At 37.8% G+C, this 20769-nt stretch carries 15 protein-coding genes; 12 read left to right on the forward strand and 3 right to left on the reverse strand.

The features are described from left to right. Window positions 1-7: 7 nt before the first annotated feature. From BM143_RS08055 to BM143_RS08100, 10 genes are all read left to right on the forward strand, one after another. Window positions 8-565: a K(+)-transporting ATPase subunit C gene (locus tag BM143_RS08055; RefSeq protein ID WP_090024043.1), complete on the forward strand. Its 558-nt coding sequence runs from the start codon at window positions 8-10 to the stop codon at window positions 563-565. Window positions 566-578: 13 nt separating this feature from the next. Continuing rightward, a complete protein-coding gene (locus BM143_RS08060; RefSeq protein WP_185116539.1) occupies window positions 579-1667 on the forward strand; it encodes a porin in 1089 nt (362 codons plus the stop codon). Window positions 1668-2129: 462 nt separating this feature from the next. Next, on the forward strand, window positions 2130-3239 hold the full coding sequence (locus tag BM143_RS08065) for a histidine kinase (protein WP_090024044.1): 1110 nt from the start codon (window positions 2130-2132) through the stop codon (window positions 3237-3239). Window positions 3240-3244: 5 nt separating this feature from the next. Next, window positions 3245-4960: a HAMP domain-containing sensor histidine kinase gene (locus BM143_RS08070; RefSeq protein ID WP_090024045.1), complete on the forward strand. Its 1716-nt coding sequence runs from the start codon at window positions 3245-3247 to the stop codon at window positions 4958-4960. A gap of 47 nt (window positions 4961-5007) precedes the next feature. Then, complete coding sequence (locus BM143_RS08075) at window positions 5008-5244, forward strand: hypothetical protein (RefSeq protein WP_076506414.1); 237 nt, start codon at window positions 5008-5010, stop codon at window positions 5242-5244. Then, window positions 5226-5516, forward strand: a complete 291-nt coding sequence (locus BM143_RS08080) for a type II toxin-antitoxin system RelE/ParE family toxin (RefSeq protein ID WP_090024046.1) — start codon at window positions 5226-5228, stop codon at window positions 5514-5516. Before BM143_RS08075 ends, BM143_RS08080 begins: the two co-directional genes overlap by 19 nt. 4 nt (window positions 5517-5520) lie before the next feature. Then, on the forward strand, window positions 5521-6165 hold the full coding sequence (locus BM143_RS08085; protein WP_139222011.1) for a leucine-rich repeat domain-containing protein: 645 nt from the start codon (window positions 5521-5523) through the stop codon (window positions 6163-6165). A 26-nt stretch (window positions 6166-6191) separates the two neighbouring features. After that, a complete protein-coding gene (locus BM143_RS08090; RefSeq protein ID WP_090024048.1) occupies window positions 6192-6671 on the forward strand; it encodes a hypothetical protein in 480 nt (159 codons plus the stop codon). 39 nt (window positions 6672-6710) lie between these two features. Next, window positions 6711-8159: a hypothetical protein gene (locus BM143_RS08095; RefSeq protein ID WP_090024049.1), complete on the forward strand. Its 1449-nt coding sequence runs from the start codon at window positions 6711-6713 to the stop codon at window positions 8157-8159. A 7-nt stretch (window positions 8160-8166) separates the two neighbouring features. Continuing rightward, a complete protein-coding gene (locus tag BM143_RS08100) occupies window positions 8167-8628 on the forward strand; it encodes a hypothetical protein (protein WP_090024050.1) in 462 nt (153 codons plus the stop codon). A gap of 79 nt (window positions 8629-8707) precedes the next feature. On the opposite strand, the gene BM143_RS08105 is transcribed toward BM143_RS08100, so the two are convergent. The 3 genes from BM143_RS08105 to ligA all read right to left on the reverse strand — a co-directional run bounded on the left by BM143_RS08105 (window position 8708) and on the right by ligA (window position 16027). After that, the gene (locus BM143_RS08105) at window positions 8708-11326 is read right to left on the reverse strand and encodes a DUF7619 domain-containing protein (RefSeq protein WP_090024051.1); all 2619 of its coding nucleotides are present in this window, start codon (window positions 11324-11326) and stop codon (window positions 8708-8710) included. Between the two features lie 290 nt (window positions 11327-11616). After that, window positions 11617-13917 carry a DUF7619 domain-containing protein gene (locus BM143_RS08110; protein WP_090024052.1) on the reverse strand — a complete coding sequence of 767 codons (2301 nt, stop codon included), beginning with the start codon at window positions 13915-13917 and terminating at the stop codon, window positions 11617-11619. Between the two features lie 103 nt (window positions 13918-14020). Then, window positions 14021-16027, reverse strand: coding sequence for an NAD-dependent DNA ligase LigA (gene ligA / locus BM143_RS08115; protein ID WP_090024053.1), 2007 nt, complete (start codon window positions 16025-16027; stop codon window positions 14021-14023). 238 nt (window positions 16028-16265) lie between these two features. Between ligA and BM143_RS08120 the strand changes: the two genes are divergently transcribed. Then, a complete protein-coding gene (locus BM143_RS08120; protein ID WP_090024054.1) occupies window positions 16266-19352 on the forward strand; it encodes a TonB-dependent receptor in 3087 nt (1028 codons plus the stop codon). A gap of 63 nt (window positions 19353-19415) precedes the next feature. After that, on the forward strand, window positions 19416-20162 hold the full coding sequence (locus tag BM143_RS08125) for a glycerophosphodiester phosphodiesterase (RefSeq protein ID WP_090024055.1): 747 nt from the start codon (window positions 19416-19418) through the stop codon (window positions 20160-20162). The last annotated feature ends 607 nt before the right edge of the window (window positions 20163-20769 follow it).

Genomic DNA, 20769 nt, shown 5'->3' on the forward strand with positions numbered 1-20769 from the left:
TAAAAAAATGAAAAATCATATTGTTGCAGCATTCAGACTGACTATTGTAATGCTGGCTGTCATAGGAATTTATCTGCTTATCGTGTATGGAGGCTCCAAAGTATTGCCTACAAAAGGAAATGCAGAGATCATCATTCAAAACGGACAGAAATTCTACGCCAATATCGGGCAGGAATTTAAATCAGAAAAATATTTCCATGGACGTCCTTCAGCTGTTGATTATAATGCAGCAGGAAGTGCCGGAAGTAATAAAGGACCGAGCAATGAAGAATACCTGCAAACCGTACAGAAAAGAATAGATACCTTAAAGATGACGCATCCGGGAATGGGAAATACAAAAGTTCCTGTAGAGCTGGTTACAGCCAGTGGAAGCGGCCTGGATCCGGATATTTCTGAAGAAGGCGCTTTGTATCAGGTAAAGAAAATTGCAGAAGTCAGAAATCTTTCAGAAGAAAAAGTAAGAGATTTAGTGAAAAATCAAACAGAGAAACCGTTTTTAGGACTTTTAGGGCCTTCAAAAGTAAATGTACTGAAGCTTAATATCGCTTTGGACCAATTAAAATAATCTAGCTATCACCGTGAAAAAATATATCATTACCAGTGCCATATTATTCGGGATCTTTTTCCCGAAAGCACAATCATCCGATTCATTAAAAACAGAAAATAAAGTGACTTTCTCTGCCTATGCAGAACTTTTCTACACCTATGATTTTAATGAACCTGCTAATCATCTCCGTCAGAATTTTTTATACTCCTACAATAGACATAATGAGCTCAATCTGAATTTAGGATTGGTAAAAGCCAATTATCAGAGTGAAAATCTCCGCGCCAATGTAGCTTTAATGGCCGGAACCTATGCACAGGACAATATGGCTGCCGAGCAGGATGCATTACGATACGTCAACGAAGCGAATATCGGAATCAGGATTTCTAAAACCAAAAACCTGTGGATCGATGCTGGGATTATGCCTTCACACATCGGTTGGGAAAGTGCCATAGGAAAAGATAACGTGAATCTGACCAGAAGTTTTGCCGCTGAAAATTCACCGTATTTCGAAACCGGGGCAAAAGTTTCTTACACGTCAGACAACGGAAAATGGTTTTTAAGCGGATTGGTGCTTAATGGCTGGCAGCGTATCGCAAAGCCGGAAGGAAACCAGACAATTTCTTTCGGGCACCAGGTGACCTATAAACCGACAGAAAAAATTACGCTGAACAGCAGTTCATTCATCGGAAATGATAAATCGAAGGCTGAAAAAAGGATGCGTTATTTCCATGATCTTTATGGGAATTTTCAGCTGACAGACCGTTTCTCAGCGTTACTAGGATTCGATATCGGGGCAGAGCAGAAAGAGAAAGGAAGCAGTAATTATAATATCTGGTACACACCCAACGTGTTAATGAAATACCAGCTAGACAACAAATGGGCTTTGGCGGGAAGAGTTGAATATTACAACGATAAAAACGGGGTCATCATCAGCACCAAAACGCCTAATGGTTTCCAAACATTCGGATATTCACTGAATGTGGATTATGCAATATTGAAGAACGTGATTTTCCGGACAGAAGCGAGAGGTTTCACATCTAAAGATGCCATTTTTGTGAAGAGTAATGAGATGAAACAGGGAAATTTCTTTATCACGACAAGTTTGGCTGCCTGGTTTTAGAGAGTGAAAAATAATTAATTAACCACAAAAGTCACAAAAGATTTTTACACTTAAGTTTTTTGAAGTTTAGATGTTTTGTGAGAAGAAGATCACATAAGTTTTTTTTAAATCAAAGATTTTTATTCAGAATATTATCCATAAACATCTGTGAAAATCCGTGCAATCTGTGGTTAAAAAACCAACCGCAAAAGTCACAAAAGCTTTTAACACTTAAGTTATTTGAAGTTTATATGTTTTGTGAAAAGAGATCACATAAGTTTTTTTTAAAATCAAAGATTTTTATTCTGATGATTATCAAAATCTGTGTAATCCGTGTGATCTGTGGGAGTTAAAAAATATCAACAAGATAGTTCAGCGAAACATTTTATACAGAATAATCGTACCTTACTTATACATTCTAAAGCGGTGGAAAATAAACCTTTTGTGCCTTTTGTGTTAAAAAAAATAAAGCAAAAAAAATCAATGTCATCAGCAAAACATTTTTTAGAATTGATCCAGAAATCCCGGAAAGGAAAATTCAAGATCTATATCGGGATGAGCGCAGGCGTGGGGAAAACATTCCGTATGCTTCAGGAGGCACAGTCTCTGCTGCGTAACGGCATTGATGTGAAAATCGGCTATGTAGAAACCCACGACCGTGAAGAAACCGTTGCTCTTACCGACGGAATTCCCGAAATACCGAGAAGATCGGTGTTCTACAAAGGTAAAAACCTGGAAGAAATGGATCTTCAGACTATTATTAATGAGCATCCGGAGGTGGTTCTTGTGGATGAATTGGCGCATACCAATGTAGAAGGTTCCAAAAACAAAAAAAGATGGCAGGATGTGCTGGAAATCCTTGATAACGGGATCAATGTCATCAGTGCCATGAATATCCAGCATATCGAAAGCCTGAATGAGGAGGTGAAGAATATTACAGGAATAGAAGTGGCTGAACGTGTTCCCGACAAAATTCTAAGTCTTGCCGATGAGGTGGTGAATATAGATCTTACCGCAGATGAACTGCTGGCCCGTCTGAAAGAAGGTAAAATTTACAAGAAAGAGAAAATCCAGACCGCCCTTACCAATTTCTTTCAAAGCGGACATATCCTGCAGCTCCGGGAGCTTGCCTTAAAAGAAGTGGCTGCACACGTAGAAAGAAAGGTAGAAACAGAGATTAAAACAGAGAATTTTAAACCTATAAAATTTCTGGCTTGCATCAGTAGTAATGAAAAGATTGCAAAAAATATCATCAGGAAAACAGCCCGTCTGGCGAGCTATTACAACAGCCAGTGGACGGTTCTGTATGTTCAGAAGCCGTCAGAGAATCCTGAAAAAATAGCCCTCGACAAACAGCGGTATTTGATTAATAATTTTAATTTAGCACAGGAATTGGGAGCAAAGGTGGTCCGGGTAAAAGAAAGCAGTGTCCACAAAGGAATTCTGGATTATGTGATTGCCCATAATATCACCACAGTTTGCATTGGAAAACCCCACGCAGAGCTCTGGCAGCGTCTTTCCGGCTATAGCTGGATTTATACGCTGATGAACAGGCTGAATGAAAGGCAGATAGATATTATTATTTTATCTTAGAAGTAATGAAACTTAAAACAAAACTCACCCTAGGCGTAGGTCTTTTATTTTTACTGATCGTTCTTATGTCAGTGATCGGATCCGTCTATATCAATAAACTGAAATCGGATACGGAAAAGATCCTTACGGCCAATTACAACAGTCTGGAGTTTTCCAAAAATATGTTGCTGGCACTGGATAAAATAAGTACGGACAGTGCTATTGCCGTTAATGATTTTCAGAAAAACAATAAACTGCAGGAGAAAAATCTTACTGAATTTGGCGAAAAGGAAGCGACTCAAAGTCTGAATCTCCATTTCAACAGCTATCTGAAACAAGCTTTTCCGGAAAAGGAAAAACTGATTCGTGAAGATCTGGCTAAAATCATGTCCCTGAATATGAAAGGGATTGAAAGAAAAAGTGATATCGCCATCATCACCGCTGAAAATGCCACCTTCTGGATCGTAAGTTTAGGAACGGTTTGTTTTCTGATTGCTTTTACCCTGCTTTTTAATTTGCCACAAACCATTGCGGAACCCATCAACCAGCTTACATTCAGTATCCGGCAGATTGCGGCTAAAAATTACAGTGAAAGAGTACATTTCAAAGGCAGCGAAGAGTTCAACAGCCTTGCAGATTCATTCAATACCATGGCGGAAAAGCTTCAGGAGTACGAAAGCAGCAGTCTTTCCAAGCAACTGATGGACAAAAAACGAATTGAAACACTGGTGAACAATATGCATGATGCAGTGATAGGACTGGATGAAAACCATTTTATCTACATGATCAATGACGAAGCGCTGAAGATCACCGGTCTGCATAAAGAAGAAATCATCGGAAAAACGGTTCATGAAGTGGCTGTCAATAACGATCTGATACGGGAACTTCTTAAAAATATTGATCATCCGGTAAAAGAACCGATCAAGATTGTTCGGGATCATAAAGAAAATTATTTTGAACAGGATATTATCCCTATCAATATTGTAAAAACGGGTGAAAAAGAAACCAAATACATCGGAAAAGTGATTCTTCTTCGCAACATTACGCCTTTCAAAGAGCTTGATTTTGCTAAAACCAATTTCATAGCGACCATTTCACACGAACTTAAAACACCAATATCTGCCATAAAAATGGGAGTGCAGTTACTCGGAAACCAAAAATTCGGGGAACTGAATGACCAGCAGAAAGAATTACTCAAAAGCATCAATGACGACGGTCAAAGGCTATTGAATATTACCGGAGAACTGCTGAATCTTTCGCAGGTAGAAACCGGAAACATTCGCTTAACCGTTGAAAAATGTTCACCGAAAGAAGTGGTGCAGGCTGCCGTGAAAAATGTCGAAAAGCTGGCAGAACAGAAAAATATTCTCATCAATACCGAATATCTTTTAGGCGACAATGATTTCGTGAATGCCGATTTCGATAAAACGGTCTGGGTGATGAATAATTTCCTTACGAATGCCGTTAAACATTCTTTCCAGGATGAAAACATTAGTATCACGGTAGAAAAACAGGACTCAATGATTCAATTCAGCATTACCGATACCGGAAGCGGCATTGATGAAAAGTACCACCGCCAGATCTTCGACCGCTATTTTCAGGTGCCGGGAGAGCATCAGAACGGAACAGGACTTGGACTGGCTATCTCCAAAAATTTTATAGAAAAGCAAAACGGCGAAATAGGAGTGAAGAGCTCCCCCAATCAGGGAAGTACTTTTTATTTCAGACTGCCGGTGGTTTAAACAGATTTTAAATAATTTTTTTTAAATTTGAATGAAAATCACACAAGATGAATACATCAGATCTAAAAGCTGACCTGATCAACAGAATAAGTCAGTTAAAAGAAAAAACAATTATGGAGGAGATTCAAAAACTGCTGGATTTTGAATTGAACGAAAACGAATATATTCTTACTGAATCCCAAAAAGACAGAATTGCTGAAGCACAGGCAGAATACAAAAACTCAGCATATCTTACAGAGGATAAAGCCAATCAGGATATTGAAGAATGGCTGGGAGAAAAGTAATCTGGACACATAAAGCCAATATTGAAAGAAAGGAAATTCTTGAATATTGGATTCTCAGAAATCAATCCAAAACATTCAGTATTAAACTAAATAAATTGATAATTAGCAGTGTCAAACTGCTGTCTCAATTTCCGTTAATAGGGCGGAAAACTGCTGTCACAAATGTAAGAGTAAAGATTGTTAAGGATTATCTTATATTTTATGAGTTTTCAGAAACAGAGCTAATCATCCTATCTCTTTGGGATGGAAGACGGGAGGAAAATAAAATTTGATGCGATGAACAGAGTTCCAAAGGTGAAAAAAGTGTTGCAGGATCAAAATTCTGAAGCATGGAAGCAACTGTGTCTTTATATTGATAAAGTAGCGGAAGAAGGACATGAGGAATTTGAACCGAGAAAAGGTATTGGTTCAGAATTGTTTCAATTGATCGAAACGCTTCCAAAGTCTATTGCCAAGCTGAAAAAAGTGAAAAAAATGATGCTTTATGGAAGTCATTTAAAGCAGATACCACCGGAAGTAAGGGAAATGGAATCTCTGGAAGAGTTTATTCCCTATACTTCTTATAATCTTATGTGGTTTCCTTATGAAATCATATACTGTAAAAATCTTAAAAGCAGTATAGTGAGTACAAGAGCGCTCTATGGAAATTATAAATTCCGGACGCATTTTCCTAATCTATATCAGCGCCCTTTAAGGTATTATGATTCTGAAATTGTAAAATGCAGTATCTGTAAAAATGAAATACCGGAAAATGAACCGGATCAGTATTGGGTTTCATTACCGATAGCAACAGATGTTCTTCCTCTGCTTGTGAATGTATGCTCAGAAAGTTGTAAAGCAAAAATCCCGCAGCCCTCGGAATTATATGTTCAGTTTCCACATAAAGGAGGAGAATTTATAAAGCAACCCGAAAAATATTAATTCAATAGCCATTTTTATTCCTGCCAATGCCTGATCATATCTTCGATTACCTATTACCCTTCTTTATAGCTGCGCCAGTGATATTTGGGATATTCTGTTATTTTCAGAATAAAAAAATCATCACAAAATACAGACAGCCGGATTCCGGTGAATTGAAAAATATCAGTGGAAAGATTGTTGTAGAAAGTGGTTCTCTACGTAAAAATTTCCGTTTTTGTACTTTTCAGATTCTGCTGAATCAAAACTCGGTTTTTTTATTTCCTACGGACTTCTATTTTATTCCCAGCCGTTTTATCAATCTTAATTTTAATTCAGATAAGAGAAACACGAAAAGTCCTACGGGGCTGAGAGAATTTAGTTTCAGTAATGATTCTGTTATTTTAATCTCCTATCCCGATTTTCTGGTTAATAAAAAGCGGACAATTTATCTGCAAAATCTTACACCTGACCAGATCAAGCTTTTTCAGGAAGCTTTAAAGAATAGATTTCCTTCTGTCCAGCATTAGTAAAATTCTTTTAAATTTACAGAATAACAAAACCATTCTATGAAAAGACTCATAAGTCTGTTATTATTCCTGTTCTTTTTCTATGCCTATTCTCAGGTTTCTGATAAAACAGCGTTTCTTATAAAACCTCTTGAAAAATTTGATTCATTCTATGCTCTTGATGATGAAAAAGTGAAGGATGTTGAAAAAGCACTGTATAAAAAAGTTTCTTCTGACGAACTTGTAATTTTAGCGGGAAAAAGCAAAAATGTGTATATAAAGGCTACAGCCATAAAAGTTCTGGCTCTGAAAGGAGATCAAAGACTGTTGGGTATTTTCAAAGATCATTTCTATTCCCAGGAAAATATAGTTTACAGAACGAGCTGTCTGTCCCACGAACAGTTGATTTCCACCTATATTTTTGAAACAGTTTCCAGTGAGGATAAAAAAGAGAATGGCTTTTCTATAAAGGATAAAAAGCGTTTAGAAAGAGAAATGGCTTCTCTTGTATTAAATGCAAAGCCCATCAACAAAGAATTGCTTGAAGCATTGAGCTATGCCCTGCCGGAAAATCAGGATACCTACACAAAGATCAGAAAACAGGTAATCGATACGAGATCTGCAGAACTGCTTGTAACCCTTGCGAAATATAAAAATCCAAATGATATTGAACTGATCAAAAGTTTCGGAGCGGATGCGTATTCTGCTATTGAACAGTTCCCTGATCCACAGTTTCTTCCGTTTATAAAAGAACATATTTCAGATTCATTAGATTTTTATGTGATGTTTGCGCTATCCAAATTTTGCAGTGAAGAGGCCAAAGAAATTGTGATCAAAGCGATTGAGCTGGATAAGGAACAGAATAAAGAAAATGATTGCGGCAACGGATGCCTTTCCACAATTTATCAGCATATCTATATGGAAAAATGCAAACTTTACTATCCTGTACTGGCAGATCTGTGGCTAACTGATAAAATTATATCTTTTGATATTCTGGATGATTATGAAAAAACGCATACCCAAAAAGAAACCGTAAAATTTCTACTTGATGGGTTTTCGCTGCCTGGGAAAGCGGAAGTTATTGTTGTTAATCAATTTGATATGGACAATACATTGGATTATTCAACGAGTGATATCGCCTTTGACAGTGGTTTGAGGCTTGTGAAACTGTTGGAAAGAACTAAAAAGATTTCGAAGGAAGTGTATGAAAAAGGACTGAGGGATTCTCTTCTGCATCTGGGTGATCTGGATTTTAAACGTTTCATATCAAAGCTGAAAGATAATGATTCAATACTGCAAAATAAGGATATCCTTTTGGACAAGCTTAGAAATAATGAAAGCGCTTACGGCGCTCTCGTTATCATAGACGGTATAAAGATGCTCAAGGATAAAAACCTTTTCAATGATGGGGCAGCTATTATTGTCAGCAGAAAAGCGGAATTCAAAAAGTTTCCGGTCTGGGAAAAAGAGTATAAAAATTTTATCAAAGAAAATAACATCAAAGAATAGTTGAACTATGAATACAATCAAAATCTTTATAATCAGTCTGTTTTGTACCCTTCTTCATGCACAGATGTCGGGACAGGCTTTTAAACTGGAAGAGCTTGCGAGATTTAATCAACTCACGATGACTGCTTTTAAAACAGAAATTAAGACACATCAATATACGTTCTACGACAAAACAGAAAGCCCTGTATTCATTCTGTTTGAGTATGACAGTCCGGGTTATGTTTACAAGATCGGAAAATTTGAATACACCGAAGAAAAATCTCAGGACAATATAGAGTTTCAGTTCAAGGACAAAAAAGAGCATGATGCCTACATAAAAACAATGCTCGCAGCAGGCTATAAACAGACCGAAAAAGGAAAGATTATGACCGGAGAAATGTATGTGGATTACTTTAAAAATAGAGCACAGATCAGAATGGTTTATCCTAAAACTGCACGAGACAGCTATACGATTCTCGTTTTTAAATAAATGACTGTTCAGCTCACAGCAACAAAAAAGAGCTGTGAAAAAAATCACAGCTCTTACAGATATAAAAAAGATAATTCGTTTAGATTTTAATAAACTTCTGACTCACGGTTTTGTCTTTCGTGAACAATTTAATGATATAGCTTCCCTTAGTTAATTCACTAACGTTTATGGTGTTCCCTGTTACACTTGTGGAGCTGATCATTCTGCCATTGGCATCATAAATTTCTGCTTTTATCACCGTGTTTTTAGATTTGATATTCAAAACATCCTGTACTGGGTTAGGATAGATGGTGGCAATATCACTGTCTTTACTTACTTCTGATGTGGCCAGTACATTTCGGACAGTCGTTGTGAAATTGTTGGTAATGATAGGATGATTGTAATCAAAATAAATTTTTGCAATATTACTGAAGCTGTCACCCATGGTAAGGGTAGCTTTTGTTTTGATTTTAAATGAAATGTATCCGTCATTAGTAGCATCATCAAAAGGCAGCTGAATATTTTCAAAAATAAATTCTATGACATTTGAGTTGCTGATCCTTGTGGTATAAGGGTGACTTCCCGCTAACGGCACTACAGAAGTAATATCAAATTTTGACAAATCGATTTCATCTTTTACAACAATATTCTGCGCATTTGCTGTTCCCTTATTTTCAAATCGGATCAGATAATGAACATAGTCTCCCACCTGCACCTGTGTGATGGATGTTCCTTCCAGACACGTTTTATCATTCGGATCAAAAGAATTGACAACGGTTTGATTGAGCGCAAAATGATTATCAGCAGGAGTTTCATCTGTTGCCCCGGTGATTTGCGCTGTGTAATGCAGAACTTCCCCGCCATTCAGTGCCGGTGTTTGGGTTGGCGTATTGAGTTTTAAAGTAACGGTAATTTCTTTTGTTTCAAATGGTAAAAGATTCGTGAAATTCCAGTTGAGAACACCTGTAGACTGTGAAGCAGGAACAGTCGTTGAGCTCAGATAATCTGTTACAGCATCATTGTAATTGAATACCAGTGTTCCTGATTGCGTAGTTGTTCCTTTGTTTTTATACACAATTTTGTACAGAGAATTGAATCCCGGTCTGGCATTGTTTGTGGGAATGATGACCACTTCCAGATCATTATGCGTTCCGTTTGCACTTACACAAAAGTTTTTAGTGAATGGGCTCGCCTGTGTTGGGAAATCCACGGTTGCACTGGCCGGAGAAATCGTAAAATAAGCAGGATTTTCAACAACCGGAGTGATCACATGAAGACCTTCCTGAACAGAAATAGAATAATTTCCGGAGCCGTCTGCTATATAAGTCCCGGAAGTAATTCCGTCTGTGATATTAAACTGCTGGAATGCCTTGTTCATATCATTCGTATCACAACCGTTATTGTTGGAATCATACTTGGTATTTCCCTGGATGGTATAGGTTGTTCCGCCGGGAGTAAATGAGCAGTAACTGTTCACTTCCACATTATTCTGCCCTACGCTGATCAGCATACTGGAAACCTGCTGTACTTTATCCGTATCGCAGCAGATATAAGCCAGATTGGGTGCGTACGTAGGCGATCCTGCATAGAAACTCAAATTGGGATTTCCATTTTTGATATTGACGTTTTTTATACTAGTTCCGCTTACACCAGCTCCCTGTAATTCTGTATTGTGGCTTAAATCCAGACTTGTAACCCCGTTTTCATTAAAATTAAAAGATTTTAGTCCCAGAACAGGAGAAACATCAAGAGAAGTCAATGCATTTCCGCCGATGCTCATATTGATCACTTCCGGAGTTCCTGTAAAATCAAGGGATGTGATATTGGTTCCTCCTAAGCTTAATGATTTAAGATTCGGCTTGTTTTGAAGAGAAACAGAGGTGATTAAAGGAGAGTTCAGGAGTTGCAGATTATCCAGACTATTGGTGTTTTGGATATTCAGTGAACTCAGTAATGGGTTGGCGTCCACAAACAGATATTGCAACAGTGGGGCATTGCTTAGATTGAGCGAAGTCAGTTTCGTATTTTTGATACTGAAATGCAAAAGCTGATTTAAAGACCCTAACGTTAGTGAGTTAAGATTTACCTTGTCAATGATAATTTTTTTTAGATTCACATTACTGGCAAGATTCAGACTTGTAACCGTGTTGGGGTAAATCGTATTGTCACTGAACTCAATTTCTTCAAGACCCGTAAGCGTTGAAATATTGACATTCGATAAGTGAGCATTGCCCCTGATGGTTAATCTTTTTAGAGTAGGATTCTGCAAAAAATTCATATTGGTCACATACCCTCCATTGGAACTAAGGTTGAAATCTTCAAGCTGGGTACAGCCTTGAGTATTGATGAGGTCTATTGCATTATTATTTACAATCAGAATTTTCAGGGCAGTCATATGGCTTACATTAACTTCATCCATAAAAATATTTCCCTGTACTACCAGCATTCTCAGATTGGCAAAATTCTGAATTCCGGTAATGTCGTGAATCTGGGTTTGATTTAAAGTGATGCTCGAAATATTCAAAGCTTCACTTACCTGAATTTCCCCGTCGTTGTTGGTGTCAATAACGGTCGTAGTTCCATTGAGATCCTGTGCAACAGAAGTCCATTGACTTGCTGAAAGAAGTTTTGCTTTAAATTGCGGATCCGGAAAGTTAATAATCTGTGCACTGAGTGATAAATGTGCAATGAGTAGCACAAAAAGATAGATTTTTTTCATGGTTTGGTGATATTAGTTGTGTAAATATATAAAAAATAATATTATGAAAAATAATTACATTTTAGTTTTTAATTATTTATATAATACTGTTTTTATTGTTTTTAATTGAATGAAATTATTTAAATAGATTGTTTGTGTTAATTTTTTTTAAATAATAATTTGAAGGCTTTTTAAATCCGAATCGTTCTGCAAACCCTGTCAAGGTTCAAAACGTTGACAGGGTTAATGGCTAAAAACAAGAAAAGCTGTGAGATTCTCACAGCTTTAAGGTATAATATGGTCAATTACTTTTATGCTTTAATAAATTTAAGCGTCAGCGTTTTGTTTTTTGTAGAAACTTTGATGATGTAATTTCCTTTCGCCAGATCAGAAACATTCACAGCATTGTTTTTTACTCCGGTTGTATTCAGTATTCTTCCGGCTGCATCGTAAATTTCAGCTTTAATGACTTCATCCTTTGATTGGATATAAAGAATATCTTTTACAGGATTAGGATAAATATTGAAACCATTTTTGCTGGTATTCACCTCAGATGTTGCCAGTACGGTTTGCACAGAAGTGGTATATGTATTGGTGACGATAGGAGCGTTATAGTCAAAATAAATTCTGGCTGTATTGCTGAAGCTGTTTCCGGCTGCTAAAGTAGATTTTGTCTTTATTTTGAATGAAACATAGCCATCGTTGTTGGCATCATCAAAAGGGAGCTGAATATTTTCAAAAATAAATTCCGCCGTATTGGTTCCCGAAATTTTGGTAACAAAGCTATGGCTTCCGCTTAATGGAACCAGCGTAGACAGATCAAATTTGGATGTATCAATATCATCTTTTACAACAATATTTCTTGCATTGGCAGTACCGTTGTTTTCGAATCTGATCAGATAATGAACATAATCTCCAACCTGAGCCTGTGCAATGGATGCGCCTTCCAGGCAGGTTTTATCATTCGGGTCAAAAGAGTTTACTACCGTCTGATTCAATGTAAACGTGTTATCTGCAGGAGTTTCATCTGCAACCCCGTTGATCTGGGCTGTGTAGTGAAGCACATCACCCATATTTAAAGAAGGGGTCTGCGTTGAGGTATTCAAAGTAAACTTAGCTTTGATTTCTCTCGATTCAAAAGGAAGAAGATTCGTGAAATTCCAGTTTAAAACTCCCGTAGATTGAGAATTGGGAACTGTAGTTGCACTTACAAAATTCATCAGGTCATCATTGAAACCGAATACCACATTTCCTGACTGCGTTCCGGTTCCTTTATTTTTGAAAACAATTTTATAATCTGCATCAAACCCCGGAACAGCAATATCTGTCGGGATGATTACAACTTCAAGATCCGGATGATTGCCGTTGGCCGTCATACAGAAATTCTGTGTTAGTGGACTTGTTTGCGCAGGGAAATTAGCTGTTAAACTTGTTGGCGAGATATTAAAATAAGTCGGATTTTCAAGAACCGGGCTGATGGTATGGGCTCCGGCTTGTACTGGAATTGAGTAATTTCCTGAACTGTTAGCCGTTATACTTCCTGAAATACTTCCGCTGGTAATATTGAATTTTTGGAATGCCTTGTTGGGATCATTCACATCACAACCATTATTGTTACTGTCAAATTTTGTATTTCCTGAGATCGTGTAAAAAGCTCCACCCGGAGTAAATGAACAGTATGAATTCACAACACATGAAGTGGTAGAAGGCAGTAAAGCGTTTACGTTGGAAATTTCAGAATCATCCGCACAGATATACGCAAGATTGGGTGTGTTGGAAAAAGTAGAATTATTATTTTGTGTAAAGTTATTGATGCCGTTTTTAATAAACAACGACTTAAGATTAGGATTCATGTCACATCCGAAAATTTTCAAATCTGTATTCTGAGATAAATCGATACTGATAAACTTGTTGTAGGTACAGTTCAGCATTTCAAGTTTTGGAAAACCACTGAAATTGAGTGTTATAAATTGATTACCCGCAATACTCAGAAATTTTAGATTAGGCGTCTGGCCTGAAGGCAGGGTTTGCAGCTTATTGGACGTTAAAGTCAGGTTGTTGAGATTTGTATTATTATTTAAAGATAGATTAGCAAGTTGACACTGCGTCATATCCACTTCATATAAATTGGTCAGTCCCGATAGATCCATAGACGGTATACTCGTGAAAAAAATGTCAAGATCATATAACTGGCTGCAACCCTGAAGATTTACGGATGATAAAACATAGCATCTGCTGAGATCAAGTTTATACAAGGCTGTACTATTGCTCAGATCGATGGTTTGTAATAAAGTAAAACTATCAATATAGAGATCCGTAAGATTGGTAAAGCTTTTTATACCTGCTATTGAAACTACATTATTAAAATTGGAGGAATAATTGGGCATATCATATAAATCAAAACGTAGTTTACTGATATTGGCAGCTTCAGATAATTGAATTTCGCCGTCATGGTTGGCGTCAATAATCGTATTATTACCCATGAGGTCTTTGGCCAGATAAGGTATATTAGCGACCAGTAAGCTTTTAAAATTGGCATCAGGAATATTCACAGTCTGAGCCTGAAATAAAGAGAGGATCATCATACAAATGATGAAGTAGATTTTTTTCATGGATTAATCTTATTTAGTTTATTATTCTTTTCTTGGTGAAAAAGAACAAAAATAAACCATTGAAATCTAATCTCAATGGTTTAATTATAATTTGTTAAAGATCTTACTGTTTCTCTATCAGATTCAGAAACTCCTGTTCATCCAGAATCGTGATGGTTCCGATGTCCTGAGCCTTTTTCAGCTTGCTTCCTGCCTTTTCTCCAACCACCAGGAAGTTGAGGTTTTTAGATACTGCAGAAATATTTTTGCCGCCATGTTTTTCCACCATTTCTTCCGCAGATTCTCTGGTGAATAAGGATAATTTTCCTGTGAAAAGGAACGTTTTCCCTTCCAGAACATTAGATAAAACCTCATTCGTGCTTTCACCTTTTTCAAGCTGTACTCCGTAAGACTTCAGACGCTCGATCATCAGAATATTTTCAGAATTCTTGAAAAATTCCACAATGCTTACCGCGATCTTCGTTCCGATATCTTCTACCTGACAAAGTTCTTCTGCTGTGGCTTCCTTCAGTTCATCGATCGTGGCAAAGTTTTTCACCAGTTTTTTGGCCACCGTTTCTCCCACATGCTTGATCCCGATTCCGTAAAGAACCTTTTCAAAAGGAATTTCCTTAGATTTCTCAATCCCTGAAATAATATTCTGTGCAGATTTTTCCGCCATTCTTTCCAGAGGAAGAATCTGTTCCTTCGTTAAAGCGTAAAAATCAGCAGGATTTTCAATTAATTTTTCTCTGTAAAGCTGCTCTATAGTTTCACTTCCAAGATTATCAATATTCAAAGCCTTTCTGGAAACATAGTGAATCATTCTTCCCACCACTTGTGGCGGGCAGTGAAGTTCATTCGGACAGAAATGGATCGCCTGGTCAACAATTTTCACCAATTCAGTTCCACATTCAGGACAGTTTTTAATATATTCGATTTCTCTGCTTTCTGAAGTTCTTTTTTCGGTGTGTACCCCTACAATTTTAGGAATGATCTCACCACCTTTTTCAACATACACAAAATCGTGCTCATGCAGATCCAGTTTTTTTATGATATCTTCATTGTGAAGCGAAGCTCTTTTAACGATGGTTCCGGCCAGTAAAACAGGTTTTAAATTAGCCACCGGAGTGATGGCTCCCGTTCTTCCTACCTGATAAGAAACACTCTGAAGCTCAGTTTCCACCTTTTCAGCTTTGAATTTATAAGCCATTGCCCATCGCGGAGATTTTGCCGTGTAGCCCAGCTGTCTCTGCTGCTGTAAAGAATTCACTTTTAAAACAATTCCATCAATTTCAAAAGGAAGATTGTGACGTTCCGTATCCCAGAAACTGATAAATTCCTTCACTTCATCCATTGTTTTGCAGAGTTTCGCCTGCTGTGAAGTTTTAAAGCCCCAGCCCTGTGCTTTCTGAAGCAGCTCCCAATGCGTTTCTGCAGGAACATCCTCAGAAATAAACTGGTAAAGTACAGAAGACAGACTTCTTTTTCTTACCTCGCCGCTGTCCTGCATTTTTAAACTTCCGCTGGCGGTATTCCTTGGATTCATAAAAGGGTCCAAACCTTCCTCCTCACGTAGTTTATTAAGCTTGTCGAAGTTTTTTCTCGTCAGATAAATTTCACCCCTCATAAAAAACTGAGCCGGGAAATCACCCTTCAGCGTCAGAGGAATATCCGAAATGGTTCGGACGTTGGAAGTGATTTCATCTCCCTGAAAACCATCGCCACGCGTTACAGCCTGAGTAAGCTTTCCGTTTTCATAAAGAATAGAAATGGAAACGCCGTCATATTTTAGCTCAGCAACAAATTCCACCGGATCACTGATGGTTTTGATAATTCTCTTCTCCCAGTCTTCCAGATCATCGAAATCATAGGAATTATCCAGAGAATACATTCTGAACTTATGCTGAATGGTAGGGAATACTTTGGTAATTCCTCCGCCTACACGTACCGTAGGTGAATTCTCGTCGTAAAATTCAGGGTGTTTTGCTTCCAGATCCTGAAGCTCTTCCAGAAGCATATCAAACTCATAATCAGAGATTGTAGCGGCATCTAGATGGTAGTAATTTTCATTATGCTGATGGAGCTCTTTTCGGAGCTGCTCTATCTTTTGCTGTATATTTTCAGACATTCCGTTCTATCTTTTGAGCAAAAATAGCTAAACTAATCTCATTAAAAAATACCGCAATAAAATATTATGGGAAAATTAAAAAAGCGTAATATGGTTTAACGTGTTGATTGAGTGCGAATTAAAACACTTGTTTAAATTAATTTAACACAATGTTATGATTTAGTTGAAAATTTGTTAAAGCTCTCTTAAACACCCGGTCCATAAAGTCAAAATACCTTTGCACATCTAATTTGTTAAGATGAGAAAAGTAAAGATTGTACTAGGATTATTGTTTTTGGGATTTGGAACACTGGCTTATGCGCAGACTACGCAGGCTTCTATTGTGGGAAGAATTACCGGACTGGGCAGTACCGCTCAGGAAAAAGTGAAAGTAACCATCGTGAACGAGTCTACAGGGTTCAGGACGGAGACGGAGACCAATTCGAAAGGTGAGTATATTTTTAAAGAAATTCCTCTGGGCGGACCTTATACGGTGATCGTGAACGAGGAAAAGAAAGAAGGATATAACGTTAATTTCGGAGATCAGGTTACGGTAAACATGAGCTTAGGTGGCGATGAAAAGCAGATAGAAGAAGTAGTAGTCACCGGAAACCTTAAAAACAAGATCGGAAACCTTGGAGCAGCGACCGCGATTTCAGCGAAGAACATCAGTATGCTCCCGGTCAACGGAAGAAATTTTACCAATCTTACTGAATTGTCCCCATTAAGCGGAAAAGGCGGAAACCTGTCCGGACAGCTGGGATCTTCTACTAACTTTACAATCGATGGGATGACGGCCAAAAACCCGACTTCTGCGGGATCTACAACCAGCCGTAGTGGCGCACCGTTTTCTATCTCGATAGAAGCTGTCCGTGAATTTAAGATCACGACCAACCAGTACGATGTAACCCTGGGAAGAAGTGGTGGTGGAACGGTAAGTGCCGTTACCAAATCCGGAACGAATAAATTTTCCGGAAGTGCATGGGAATACTTAAGAACCAACTGGCTTTCGAGCCCGTATGATATCAGAGGGAACAAAAGAGAGAACGATTTCTCTACATCTCAGTTCGGTTTTTCATTGGGAGGACCGATCATTAAAAACAAATTACACTTCTTTGTGGCATGGGATCACCAGCTGGATTCAAGGCCTTTGATTATTGCAGATATCAAATCTAAAGACGATGAGAAAAGATTCAATACCACCACACAGACGCTGAACCAATTCCTGGATATTGCAAGAGCAAAATACGGGGTAGGAAATTCGCCGCAGTTCGGGAGTTTTGATAAAGTAAGAAATTCGGATGCAGGATTCCTTCGTCTGGACTGGCAGATCAACGAAAAAAACTTATTGACATTAAGAAACAACTTCACGTACGATCTGAATAAAAACGGATTAGGAGATAATACTGCGATCAATTTCTTCGAATCTTACGGGAATGATAAAAACCTTGATAACAGCTTACTTTTGACGTTGAGAACAAATGTTAAGTCTAATATCACGAATGAATTAAAAGCACAGTATTTATACACGTTTCAGGACAGTTATCAGAACAATGAATTGGGAAAACCAGTTCCTAGAGCGGTAGTAGAAGGGGTTGCATCAAGTGTTGGATCAACCAATATCCAGATTGGAGGACATCGTTTCGGTCAGGAAGGTTTCAGAAATAATGTATTCCAGATTGTAGATAACTTATACTACAACACGGATAAAATTAAATATACCTTTGGAGTAGACCTGATGTATACCAGATCCAAATCTGTCTACGGAAGTGAAGTGAACGGAAGATTCCAGTTTCAGGGCATGAAAAATTTTGAAGATCTTACGCCTTACAGATTCTACAGAGAAGTACCATTGATGGATGATCCGTCTGTAAAATCCAGTATCTGGAATGCAGGATTGTATGGGCAGATTCAGACCAAAATAGCAACAGGCCTTGATTTTATGGCCGGATTAAGATTCGATTACGGAGGATATCCGAAAGCTGAATTCAATCAGAAGCTTTTTGACGAGATGGGTATCAGAACCGATAACCAGATCAAATCGTTTGTGATCCAGCCGAGATTTCAGTTTGACTGGAATATCAATGAAGGCAACAAAGATTTCTTAAAATTTGGCGCAGGAATCTTCTCTTCCGACATCAACAACTATATGGTGATCAATAACCTTGTTTTTGACGGAAAACATCTGGCAACAGTAGATGTGAATCCTGCTACGGCTGGTCTGACGCCTAATTTTCCAGGCTATAGAGATGATTACGGAAGTGTTCCTTCACTTTCACAGTATCAGATCCCGACCATCAATTATACAGGGAAAGATGCAAAAATCCCAATCGTCTATAAAGCGAATATCTCCTATACTCACTTCTTTAATGAAAGATTCAGAGCAGGAATTGCAGGATATATGGCGCTGGGAAGAAACAATTACTTCTACTATGACAGAAATATGAAGACTAACCCGGTTTTCAATTTAGCCAATGAAGGTGGAAGAGGAGTCTTTGTACCTGAATCTACGATCATCAATAATACGAATAACAGTGTAAGCATCGACTGGAAAGCAGGAAGAATCAATAATAACTTTGGACGAGTACTTGAACTTGTGAGCGATGGAAAAGTGAACCAGTACTCATTCGTGGTGGATACCAGCTACCGTTACTGGAAAGATGGGGAGATCACGGCAAGTTACACCTGGTCTGATATCAAAGACAATACTTCATACAACGGAAACGTAGCGAATTCCGCGACATTGTCCACTCCGATTCAAAGTGATCCGAGAGATTTAAGAATGAGCTATTCCGATAACCAGTTCCGAAATAAAGTAGTGCTTTACGGAAATTCGCCTACTATTGCAGGATTTACTTTGGGAGTAAGGTACTCTGGAATTGGAGGAACCCGTTTCTCAGTAACGGCAGGTGGAAATATCAACGGGGACTTTGTAGATTCCAACGACCTTGCGTATATCTTCCCTGAAATCATTACCCAACCGCTTCTCAATGATCCTGAAGTTGGACAGGCTCTGAAAGATTATGTGGAAAAATACAACAATGCTATAGCGGAACGTAATGGTGGTAAAAACGGATTCTACGGAGTTTGGGATGTACGTGTTGCCAAAAAAATCAAGTTTGACAAAATCGGAGCCTTTGAACTTTCTGTAGATATTTTCAACCTGGCGAACCTACTTAACAAAGAATGGGGAGTCAATAAGTCTTATGGAAATATGGCCTTATACAGAGTGACAAAATTTAACCAGGCTACAAAACAGTTTGAATACGTTAAGAATACCAGCGGTTTAGCGCCTCTTTCCGGGAATCCATACCAGATTCAGATCGGTGCCAAATACAGCTTTTAAAATGTAAACACTACCTTTATCAAACGTTTTTTAAGATTTTTATCTAATTATCTAAATTGTATTATGAAAAATTTTATCTTAGGGTTAGCAGTTTTAAGTACAGTCCTAATGAAGGCACAAACCCAGATTATCGCACACAGAGGCTATTTCCAGGCACAGCCGCCTACCACGGAAAATTCTATTCAGTCTTTAGAGAATGCCCAGAAATTAAAAATATACGGATCGGAATTTGACGTAAGAATGACCAAAGACGGCGTTCTGGTGGTGAATCACGACGAGCACCACGGGAAAATGGAGATCTCCGAAACGTCTTTCAAAGAACTGGAAGCGTTGAAGCTTTCCAACGGTGAAAAGTTTCCTACGTTGAAAGAATATCTGAAGCAGGGAAAAAAAGATACCGCTTTAAAACTGATCGTTGAGATTAAGCCTGCCAAAACTCCGGAACTGGAAGATGAGATCACTCAGAAGACTCTTAAAATGATCAAAGAAATGAAACTGGAAGGGCAGAGTGAGTATATTTCTTTCAGCTTAAACATCTGTAAAGAGATCAAAAAACTGGAGCCAAAATTCAAAGTACAGTACCTGAACGGAGAACTGTCTCCTGAGCAGATCAAAAAAGAAGGTCTTGACGGAATAGACTACCATTACAGTGTTTTCCAGAAAAACCCGACATGGATCGCTGATGCAAAAGCTTTAGGCCTTATCACAAATTCCTGGACAGTCAATGATCCGGCAGTATACGAGCAGTTGAAAAATCAGGGGATTGGTTTTGTAACCACAAATATTCCTGATCAGCTGAAAAATAAATAACAGTTTTTGTTACTGAAATTAATAGCCTGTCTCTTTTTTAGAGGCAGGTTTTTTTGTTTTTTACACTTGTAAACCACCCCGTCAAAAATTCTTTGAATTTTCGCCACCCCTCCACGGAAGGGGAATTTTCGTCAGTTCTGACAATTACATTCAACAGTATAAAAATCTTCGATTTTTGAGAGCTTATGTGAACTTCTTTACACAAAGCATTTAACCTTCAAATAACTTAAGTGCTAAGAGCTTTTGTGCCTTTTGTGGTTGAATTTTTTAACCACAGATTGCACAGATTTCCACAGATGTTTATGGATATTATTCAATATAAAAATCTTTGATTTTTTTTAAGGATTTATGTGAACTTCTTTTCATAAAGTATTCAACTTCAAATAACTTAAGTGCTAAAAGCTTTTGTGACTTTTGTGGTTGAATTTTTTAACCACAAATTGCACAGATTTTCACAGATGTTTATGGATAATATTCAGTCCAAAATCTTGATTTTTCCAGAACTTATGTGAACTTTTTATGCACAAAAAATTTAGACTTCAAATAACTTAAGTGTTAAAAATCTTTTGTGCCTTTTGTGGTTAAAAAAACTTAAGGATTTGATACC

This window comes from Chryseobacterium oleae (assembly GCF_900115055.1).
GTDB classification, from domain to species: domain Bacteria; phylum Bacteroidota; class Bacteroidia; order Flavobacteriales; family Weeksellaceae; genus Chryseobacterium; species Chryseobacterium oleae.

Bases quoted from the DNA above. Each gene is read 5' to 3' on its own strand.
- ligA (WP_090024053.1), bottom strand. From the start codon at position 16,027: ATGTCTGAAAATATACAGCAAAAGATAGAGCAGCTCCGAAAAGAGCTC.
- BM143_RS08110 (WP_090024052.1), bottom strand. From the start codon at position 13,917: ATGAAAAAAATCTACTTCATCATTTGTATGATGATCCTCTCTTTATTT.
- BM143_RS08125 (WP_090024055.1), top strand. From the start codon at position 19,416: ATGAAAAATTTTATCTTAGGGTTAGCAGTTTTAAGTACAGTCCTAATG.
- BM143_RS08100 (WP_090024050.1), top strand. From the start codon at position 8,167: ATGAATACAATCAAAATCTTTATAATCAGTCTGTTTTGTACCCTTCTT.
- BM143_RS08085 (WP_139222011.1), top strand. From the start codon at position 5,521: ATGAACAGAGTTCCAAAGGTGAAAAAAGTGTTGCAGGATCAAAATTCT.
- BM143_RS08090 (WP_090024048.1), top strand. From the start codon at position 6,192: ATGCCTGATCATATCTTCGATTACCTATTACCCTTCTTTATAGCTGCG.
- BM143_RS08055 (WP_090024043.1), top strand. From the start codon at position 8: ATGAAAAATCATATTGTTGCAGCATTCAGACTGACTATTGTAATGCTG.
- BM143_RS08105 (WP_090024051.1), bottom strand. From the start codon at position 11,326: ATGAAAAAAATCTATCTTTTTGTGCTACTCATTGCACATTTATCACTC.
- BM143_RS08120 (WP_090024054.1), top strand. From the start codon at position 16,266: ATGAGAAAAGTAAAGATTGTACTAGGATTATTGTTTTTGGGATTTGGA.
- BM143_RS08080 (WP_090024046.1), top strand. From the start codon at position 5,226: ATGGCTGGGAGAAAAGTAATCTGGACACATAAAGCCAATATTGAAAGA.
- BM143_RS08065 (WP_090024044.1), top strand. From the start codon at position 2,130: ATGTCATCAGCAAAACATTTTTTAGAATTGATCCAGAAATCCCGGAAA.
- BM143_RS08070 (WP_090024045.1), top strand. From the start codon at position 3,245: ATGAAACTTAAAACAAAACTCACCCTAGGCGTAGGTCTTTTATTTTTA.
- BM143_RS08075 (WP_076506414.1), top strand. From the start codon at position 5,008: ATGAATACATCAGATCTAAAAGCTGACCTGATCAACAGAATAAGTCAG.
- BM143_RS08095 (WP_090024049.1), top strand. From the start codon at position 6,711: ATGAAAAGACTCATAAGTCTGTTATTATTCCTGTTCTTTTTCTATGCC.